This window comes from Acinetobacter sp. N1-1, from assembly GCF_056711485.1.
On sequence record NZ_JBWXUO010000007.1, the window covers coordinates 1 to 8,243 of the forward strand.

At 35.4% G+C, this 8,243-nt stretch carries 10 protein-coding genes; 6 read left to right on the forward strand and 4 right to left on the reverse strand.

Annotated features, from left to right (window positions below):
• The first annotated feature begins 192 nt into the window (after positions 1-192).
• Positions 193-669: a hypothetical protein gene (locus tag AC1MPL_RS00155; protein WP_479763277.1), complete on the forward strand. Its 477-nt coding sequence runs from the start codon at positions 193-195 to the stop codon at positions 667-669.
• Positions 624-1,499: a hypothetical protein gene (locus AC1MPL_RS00160; protein WP_479763279.1), complete on the forward strand. Its 876-nt coding sequence runs from the start codon at positions 624-626 to the stop codon at positions 1,497-1,499. Before AC1MPL_RS00155 ends, AC1MPL_RS00160 begins: the two co-directional genes overlap by 46 nt.
• A 28-nt stretch (positions 1,500-1,527) precedes the next feature.
• Here the strand turns inward: AC1MPL_RS00160 and AC1MPL_RS00165 are convergent, their stop codons facing one another.
• The gene (locus AC1MPL_RS00165; RefSeq protein ID WP_479763280.1) at positions 1,528-1,929 is read right to left on the reverse strand and encodes a conjugal transfer protein TraD; all 402 of its coding nucleotides are present in this window, start codon (positions 1,927-1,929) and stop codon (positions 1,528-1,530) included.
• Positions 1,930-2,191: 262 nt separating this feature from the next.
• On the opposite strand from AC1MPL_RS00165, the gene AC1MPL_RS00170 reads away from it, so the two are divergent.
• Complete coding sequence (locus tag AC1MPL_RS00170; RefSeq protein ID WP_479763281.1) at positions 2,192-3,283, forward strand: MobA/MobL family protein; 1,092 nt, start codon at positions 2,192-2,194, stop codon at positions 3,281-3,283.
• A 29-nt stretch (positions 3,284-3,312) separates the two neighbouring features.
• Entirely contained in the window at positions 3,313-3,786 is a 474-nt protein-coding gene (locus AC1MPL_RS00175; RefSeq protein ID WP_479763283.1) for a hypothetical protein, read from the forward strand.
• A gap of 122 nt (positions 3,787-3,908) precedes the next feature.
• Here the strand turns inward: AC1MPL_RS00175 and AC1MPL_RS00180 are convergent, their stop codons facing one another.
• Complete coding sequence (locus AC1MPL_RS00180) at positions 3,909-5,306, reverse strand: DHA2 family efflux MFS transporter permease subunit (RefSeq protein ID WP_479763285.1); 1,398 nt, start codon at positions 5,304-5,306, stop codon at positions 3,909-3,911.
• Positions 5,307-5,976: 670 nt separating this feature from the next.
• Between AC1MPL_RS00180 and AC1MPL_RS00185 the strand changes: the two genes are divergently transcribed.
• Complete coding sequence (locus tag AC1MPL_RS00185; RefSeq protein ID WP_479763287.1) at positions 5,977-6,957, forward strand: replication initiation protein; 981 nt, start codon at positions 5,977-5,979, stop codon at positions 6,955-6,957.
• A 122-nt stretch (positions 6,958-7,079) separates the two neighbouring features.
• On the forward strand, positions 7,080-7,391 hold the full coding sequence (locus AC1MPL_RS00190; RefSeq protein ID WP_479763289.1) for a DUF1330 domain-containing protein: 312 nt from the start codon (positions 7,080-7,082) through the stop codon (positions 7,389-7,391).
• A gap of 61 nt (positions 7,392-7,452) precedes the next feature.
• On the opposite strand, the gene AC1MPL_RS00195 is transcribed toward AC1MPL_RS00190, so the two are convergent.
• Positions 7,453-7,764, reverse strand: a complete 312-nt coding sequence (locus tag AC1MPL_RS00195) for a BrnA antitoxin family protein (RefSeq protein WP_479763290.1) — start codon at positions 7,762-7,764, stop codon at positions 7,453-7,455.
• A complete protein-coding gene (locus AC1MPL_RS00200; RefSeq protein ID WP_479763291.1) occupies positions 7,748-8,038 on the reverse strand; it encodes a BrnT family toxin in 291 nt (96 codons plus the stop codon). Before AC1MPL_RS00200 ends, AC1MPL_RS00195 begins: the two co-directional genes overlap by 17 nt.
• Positions 8,039-8,243: the final 205 nt, after the last annotated feature.

Sequence of the window (8,243 nt, forward strand, 5' to 3'; positions counted from 1 at the left end):
AGTCGGTTTTCCTGTCTTGCGCTGACGGTGAAATGTAACATAAATATTTGAATTTTAAATATTTTTATTTATGCAGTTCGCATAAGTGCAATTATGTTAAACAAGGGGTAACTAGAGTATCTACTTTGATATCAAAGATATTGTTTGTATTTTTAGAATAAGGTAAATTTATATTAAAGAGAACTAGATACTATGGACATAAACACTGAAAATTTGAATCTGGCTATTGCTTATTTAAATATTCTTCAAACGATAATTGGACGGATGTCTAATTATATATTAGCTATTCAAACGGCATCTTTAACAACATTAACTGCTTTATTAGCTTTTTCAGCCAGTGATGGTGTGGACTTTAAATGGTGGATTTTCATTATTCCTTGTATTTTCTTTGCTAGTTTTCATTTTTACTTTTTACGTTTAGAGAGAGCCTTTCGTAAAATGTATAATGATGCGACTTCTAATAATAATATATCATTATCTAATTTGAAAATTGATTCAGATAAGCTAAGCAAAGCAACTCCTAAAGTTCGGGAAGTTCTTAACTCTCCTTCTTTGTATCTTTTTTATCCTTCTCTGTTAGTATTAATACTAATTTCATATAGCTTAATAGGGAGTAGTGATAAGTGTATCTTAGCCTTGAAATTGAAGATTTTGACCAGTTTGATATAGATATTGATCAGTCTGACAAAGATCGCTTTAAAAAAAACAATAAAGATCTTTTGAATGGACTTCATGAATATATTCTTAATAAAGATAGTATTTTGAGTGCAACAAAAATTCAAGAACACTTATTCCCTGAACTTGAGGCCGATATCTTTTTATCTCATGCCCATGTTGATGAAGATAAAGTAATTTCTTTGGCAGTATCTTTGGAAAATATGGGATTCAAAGTTTTTGTAGATTCTTGTGTTTGGGGTAATGCTTTTGATTTATTAAAAGAAATAGATGAAAAATACTGTAAGTTTACGCATAGTGATACCTATAGTTATCAAAAGAGAAACTTTTCGACAGCAACTGTTTATATGATTTTAAATGCTGCATTACATCGTATGATTGAAAATTCAGAGTTATTTATTTTCCTTGGAACTGAGAGCTCTTTAACAGTTGAAGATTCCATTGAAAATCAAGATCTTTTAAAATCACCATGGATTTTTTCTGAGTTAACTTTTGCGAATCAGGTTGTTAGGTTTGATAGACGTCAACATCTTAGACATATATCTATGACAGATTCAATTTCTACAGAGGATTATAAAAATATAGCTTTGGATGAAGATCTAAAAGTTAGATTTAATAAGCCTAAGCTAGATTTTAGCTTATCTAATGATGATTTCTTAGGTTGGTTAAATTCTGAAACTGATCCATTTACGAAGGAATACAGGAGAGTAGGAAAGGAATTTGAAAAATGTGAAGCTCATATTAAATCTTTAGAAGAACTATATGTTTTGATGAAACATCATTCTGAAAAAGATACTGTGTATCAACAATATATAAAATTTTAAGAGTAAAAAATAAGGTGTGATGGAGTACCTATTTTACTAACTTTGAGAGCCCATTCTTATATAGATAGGCTTTTTTACTATCTGACATTTCATGTACTTCAAGTAAAGTCCCTAAAATCAAAGCTGGATCTGCATCAAGCAAACCAGCAATTTCAACCAATGCTCCTAATTTAATGAGTTGGTGAGCGCGTTGTTTCCGTTTCTTCTCTGATTCCTCGCTCGCTTTTCTTTTTTGTTTGATGCTCTGGGTATCATCGTCATATGAGTTTTTTTCTGCAATGATCAGTTTATCTAAATTTTGTTGTTGATCAGGGGTTCTATCACTGAGTGAATACAGCTCAATTAAGGCTTGCTGTATTGCATTTGGTGCTTTAAGTGCTTGTATATACTTAACTCGATTTTCTAACCATTTTTGGTCTATTTTTTTCATGATGCAGAACCCCCTCAACCTACTTCACCTTAGCATAAAATGTTCCATTCTATGCTAAGATTCAGAAATGTTTTCGGAGGTTTTCCCTCAAAATTTTTGAGGGCGCGATTAGACGTTTCTCACTTCGTGCAGAAACTCGCGTAAGGGGGCACTCCCCCCTTAACCCCAGCCCCATTTAATCATTTTTAATTTTCACCTGTGAGAAATTAAAAAGATTAAACGGTTCTAAAAAAGCAAAAGCACCCTGAATAGGACATAAAAAATGGCTGTGGTTCACTTCCGTAACAAAGTTGGGAAAGTGGGAAAAGCATCACCCCATGCAGCATACATTGCTCGATTAGGTGAGTATGAAAAGCGACTTCAAAAAGAGAAGCTAGAAGCTACAGGTTTTGGCAATATGCCGAAATGGGCTGAAAATGATCCCATCGAATTTTGGCGTTCAGCCGATCTTTTTGAACGAAAAAATGGCAGTACCTATCGCGAATTTGAAATTGCTTTACCTAGAGAATTGGACGAAAAGCAAAGACTGGCATTGGTTGAAAGTTGGATTAAACAAGAGATTGGCGATAAATACGCATATCAATATGCAATCCATACCCCGAAAGCCCTTGATGACTTAGATCAACCGCATGTGCATTTGATGTTTAATGAACGCGTACGTGATGATCTCGAACGAGATCCACAACAATATTTTAAACGTTACAATGCCAAGTATCCTGAACGTGGCGGATTAAAAAAAGACAATACAGGTAAAGATCCACAAACAAGGCGAGAAGAATTAAAGGCACTCCGTGGACGATGGGAAAACATCGTCAATCACCATCTTGAACAGGCTGGGGTTGATACACGTATTAGCATGAAAAGCCTCAAAGCACAGGGTATTGATCGAGAGCCTGAACCGAAATTGCTTCCGAGCCAATCTAACGAACTCAAGAAAGAACTTGCTCAACAAAAATCCTTTGATCAAAAAATGGCACAAGGGCTTCAACATGTTGAAAGGCAAGTGCCACAGTTTGCTCAGGCACAAGAACAGTATGATCTGATGATTGAACGGTGGATGCAGCATGTTGAGCATGAGAACTCTCGTAAAAAACGAGAAGAACGGTTAGAGAATGAAAGAAAGAGAGCACGTGAAAATCAACATCAACAGCAGATCGAGCAAGAGCGAGCGAAGCGATTAGAACAACAAGAACAGGCACAGATAGCGCGTGAGCGATTGGCACAAGAAAAAGAGGAAGAATACCAAGCCAATAAAGCTGTACCTCTTGAAAGAGAAGTGAGGAGGTCTCAATCCCCTAAAAACGAGCCAAGCCCTAAAAAAGAACCTGACCGTGGTTTTGATCATGGGATGTAAAATCGAACCAATGAATAGAAGATAATTCAATGCCAAACCTGAATGATTACACGAAGAATGAACAAGAAGCCTATCGCTTATTATTGATTGCTAAAAAACAGCAAGAACAAATTGATGCACTTGTGATTGCACAGCAGATGCAACAAGAAAAGACCGCAACAGAAGTACAGAAACTCGTAAAACAAATCGCTGAAGACACAGCTCAAGAAGTTAGGGATGAGGCAAAACAGGTTGAGAGTAATTTTAAGAGATTAAGTTGGACACATTACGTTGGTTTTTTTATTGGTCAGCTTGTGGTGTTTTGTGCATTGGTCTTAGGTGTATTTCTCTATTTACCGAATTACAAAGAGGTTCAACAACAAAAGAGTTTTCTGAATAGCTATCGTGGACTCAATGAAGAAACGGTTTCTCAATGTGACAAGCAAGTGTGTGTCCGGGTGAATCCACAAAAGTGTAACTATAGCGATAAGAATGGGAGAAACTACTGCGTTATTGCGAATTGATTTGAAGTTTAGGAAATATTTTATCTAATTCTATCTGTAGTCGGAAAGATGTTACCTTTTCATGTACAAGAACTGTGTAAATGTATTCTTGTACAAGTTAAAGTGGTTAGGCTAACTACTAGTTAATTTAAAGCACGTTGATGTCCACTTACACTGTCGCCTGCATCTTTGGCTAATCGAAAAGCATCTATTAAAGCTAGCAGAGAAAAGACTGCAATCATTAAGAATGTTATTTGGAAATCAATTAATTCTGCGTGAGCATGCCCATGAAAATACATAGTTGCACGTAAAAGCAATGCAGCAAGAGCAACACCAATGCCTAAACTAATTTGGAAGAATAAGCTAAATTGAGTAGTAGCATATCTTTTATCTTTGGGTAATACATCTGCAAAGCTAAGGCTATTGTAACAAGTGAATTGTAAAGATCGGCTTAGACCACTAATAAACATAAGTACAATCATTACTACCCACGGTGTTTGAGGCGTAAATAACGCTGAACTAGCAATTGTGCATGCACCAATTATTCCATTTGCAATTAAAATTCGTCTAAACCCGAAGTATTCCATTAGTCTTGTGGTAAAAGGTTTCATAGCTAAGTTTCCAACGAAAACTGTTAGAATTAATAAGCCTGCCTGAAAAGCATTTAAACCGAAGGAAAGTTGGAATAAAAGTGGAAGTAAGAACGGAATTGCGCTCATTGAAATTCTAAAGACTGATCCGCCAATGATACTGACAGAGAATGTTTCATGTTTAAATGCATCAAACTTAAGTAATGGGTATTTAATGCGTTTCATATATGCAGTTGCAATAATGAAAGTACCAACACCAAATGCAGCCAATAGTAAGTATGGCAACATATGATCTAATTGCTGTCCTAGTTTTTCCATGGCGTACATAATGCTTAAACAAGATGTCGCTAATAAAATAAATCCTATGAAATCAAATTGATCAATATCGCTATTTTTTACATTTTCAATTAGTTTATACGTGGCATAAGTAGCGGCAATTCCTAATGGGATATTAATATAAAAAATCCATTGCCATGAAGTATGTGTAACAATCATTCCACCTAAAGCAGGCCCGATAATTGGAGCAACAAGACCTGGCCATGTGATGTAGGCGATTGCTTGAACCAATTCATTCTTTGGTGCTTTACGGACAACAACTAGTCGTCCAACAGGAACCATCATTGCGCCCCCTATGCCCTGAAGTATTCGAGAACATATAAACATCTCTAAATTTGTACTTAAGCCACATAAAACTGAGGCAATTGTAAAAAGTACAATTGCACTCATAAATATAGTTTTTGCTCCAAAGCGGTCTGCTAGCCAGCCACTTATAGGGATAAAGGTAGCGACTGCCAATAGATATGCACTAATTCCAATATTTAGGTCGATAGGCATAACATTGAAGGTCTTGGCTATGGTTGGTAACGCGGTTACGATAATTGTGGCATCTAAATTTTCCATAAAAAATGTAAGTGCCACTAGAAGTGCAATATATTTTGTTTGTCGTTGCAACGCTTATAATTCCTTTAATGTAAGCATGTACTTTGTGTAAGTTAGATTTTTATAGATGATCTTTTTAGCCGTAGACTAACTTATTTTTAAACACCAATTTTGCATTGGTATTTTCCATTTCTTCGTAGCATTTAATATTGCTAAGTAAATCACTTTTTACGGAGTCATCTGAAGAGAAATATTTTTCTTTTCTTTATTGTAAGCGAATGATATTTTCAACCGCATTACTTGTTCAATCATTAGATTGGTGATTTTACCAATCAGTATGCTAGGCATTAGCATCCAATATTTTTTCGAAGTATGAATAATCTAATTCTTTTTACTTAATACTCACTTAAAAGTTAACTATCTTAAGTACTAATTTCTGGTGAATGTATTAGTGGGATATAAATTGTAAATTTTTCGCTGTTGTATCTATGGAAGAAATGCTTTTCAAAATTCTTTATCATTTGGTGCAATGCATCATATGTTGCATGTGGTTAAAAACACGTGTAATTTAAGAAAACCATATACTTTTTTTGTTAATCAGCGATTTGCAGGCACAAAAAAAGCCCGAATTCTTTGGCGAGAGCATGGGCTTTGATTGTACACGCTAATCAGCTTTGGAACGCTAGCATGTTGAATCATTATAACAGTAATGTATTACATCGCAAGCCAGTGAGCTTGCGAAATGAACATTGATCCGATTTTTAAAACAAAATTTATTAATAATCTGCCTCATAAGCCGTACTGTAGTTATGGCAAAGGCACAGCAACGCTGATCCGCTCAAAGCATCACGCGATTAAACTCCCTCTCATCCAAGTTAATCCACCGCACTTGGTCAATTATCTGATCTTTGACATTGATGCTTCAGACGCATATTTACATTATGTGGATGCAGATCTTCCATTACCCACATGGATTGCTAAAAATAAGAGCAATGGGCATTGCCATGTCTGTTATGAGCTAAAAACACCCATCTGTAAAACAGCAAATGCAAGGTTGAAACCCTTACGCTATGCGGCTGCGATTGAACAGAGCTATGCACACAAGCTAGGTGCAGATGTAGGTTATACAGGCTTACTCACTAAGAATCCGATAGATAACGATTGGGAGGTGAGCTTACTTAATTCGATACCCTTTGAGCTTGATGAACTTGCTGATTATGTCGATTTAGAAACGAAGCCTAAAACTACTGAAAAAGAAGCATCAGGCTTAGGACGTAACTGCGCGATGTTTGATTGTGTCCGTTTTTGGGCATATAAAGCGATTAGAGCGCATTTAGAGGATGGTTATAATAATTGGTATGGCGAAGTGCTTAAAATGGCTCAGAGCGCAAATGGTGAGTTTATAGCACCATTGCCATATTCAGAAGTGAAAGCCACAGCGAAAAGTGTAGCAAAATGGGTGTGGCGAAATCATCATAGTGTAGAGTTTCAGAAGCTATTTAGTAGAAAACAAGCTCATCGTGGAAAAAATGGTGCAATAAAAGCAAATAAGTTGGGTGCAAATGTTAAAGGTGGTAAGGCTCGATCTGCACAATATAGTGATATACGCCATGAAGCGGTAAAAATGCATATTAAAGGTGTTAATAACACTAAAATTGCTGAACAGCTAAAAGTAAGCCGTAGAACAATTATTAATTGGCTGAAACAAGCAAAAATTAATTAGGGGGTGTGAAAGTGCCGTCCAAATCAGATAACAGCCGTTTTGCTCGTTATCTTGTTTTCTTTGTTCTTTTATTTTAGTTTCTTCTTACATACTAAACTTCTTATAAAGAAATAAAGATACTTATGAAAAATTCTAAACCTGCATATTTTATTTTTAATGTTCTTGTTCATGATCCTGAGGAAATGAAGCCATATCAAGAAAGAGTAGCTGATACCTTTTTACCTTATGGTGGTGATTTATTAGTTCTTAATGATGATGTTCATAAGATTGAGGGTGCTGATGATCTTGATGGTTTTGTTGTAGTCTTACAGTTTCCTGATATTAGTAATGCACGTGCTTGGTATGCTTCTCCAGAATACCAGGAAATTTTAACTTATAGACAGGCAGCTAGTACAGCTCGTGGTTGGTTAGTTGAAGGATTTTTTAAACGCTAGATTCTAATTTTTACTCTGAGTTTTATTAGCTTAAATTAAAAGTAATTTAAGCTAATACTTACTAATGATTTTTTAAATCTTGTAGCATTGCATCACGTAGAATTTTATTCATACGTGTTTGATAACCTTTTCCTTGGGCTTTTAACCATTGCATAACATCTGAATCTATTCGTATAGTTGTCATTTGTTTAGTTGGCTTATAGAACGGGTTTTTAACAGCATTTTTCCAAAATTTTTCATCTAATCTTGGAATATCAGAAAAATCTATCTCATTGTCTGGACGTTCTGCTAAAGCCTCAAGTCTTGCTTTTTGTTCATCAGATAAGACAGGAGGACGATTTAAGTCCACTTTGTATTTAACGGTTTTGTTCATATTGCTTCCTCTCTTTTCTCTCTGCCTGTCGTGCTGAAATGATACGGATATGATCAATTCCATCATGATCTTGTACAGTGTGAGCAACCAATAAAATAGTTTGCCCATGTACGAGACCTATCGCTTGCCAGCGATATTCACCATTTTCAAAACGATCTTGTTTATAGACGGCATGAGCATCATAAAAAACTAATGTTGCATCCTCGAATGCTACACCGTGCTTTTTTAGGTTGATATTTGCCTTATGGGGATCCCATGAAAACTCTATTTCCATCATTACATCAATTTTTATTAATACAAAAATGTTAATACAAATTTGTAAATTTAGCTAATTTTTATTGGCAATAAGTACCAAAACCGCCTAAAAAAAAGCCGACTTGGAAACAAGTCGGTTTTCCTGTCTTGCGCTGACGGGGAAAGGTAACATAAATATTTGATTTTAAAAAATTTAGTCCAAAGTGGTTCGCATAAGCGCAATT

Bases quoted from the DNA above. Each gene is read 5' to 3' on its own strand.
- AC1MPL_RS00155 (WP_479763277.1), top strand. From the start codon at position 193: ATGGACATAAACACTGAAAATTTGAATCTGGCTATTGCTTATTTAAAT.
- AC1MPL_RS00185 (WP_479763287.1), top strand. From the start codon at position 5,977: ATGAACATTGATCCGATTTTTAAAACAAAATTTATTAATAATCTGCCT.
- AC1MPL_RS00200 (WP_479763291.1), bottom strand. From the start codon at position 8,038: ATGGAAATAGAGTTTTCATGGGATCCCCATAAGGCAAATATCAACCTA.
- AC1MPL_RS00165 (WP_479763280.1), bottom strand. From the start codon at position 1,929: ATGAAAAAAATAGACCAAAAATGGTTAGAAAATCGAGTTAAGTATATA.
- AC1MPL_RS00175 (WP_479763283.1), top strand. From the start codon at position 3,313: ATGCCAAACCTGAATGATTACACGAAGAATGAACAAGAAGCCTATCGC.
- AC1MPL_RS00190 (WP_479763289.1), top strand. From the start codon at position 7,080: ATGAAAAATTCTAAACCTGCATATTTTATTTTTAATGTTCTTGTTCAT.
- AC1MPL_RS00195 (WP_479763290.1), bottom strand. From the start codon at position 7,764: ATGAACAAAACCGTTAAATACAAAGTGGACTTAAATCGTCCTCCTGTC.
- AC1MPL_RS00170 (WP_479763281.1), top strand. From the start codon at position 2,192: ATGGCTGTGGTTCACTTCCGTAACAAAGTTGGGAAAGTGGGAAAAGCA.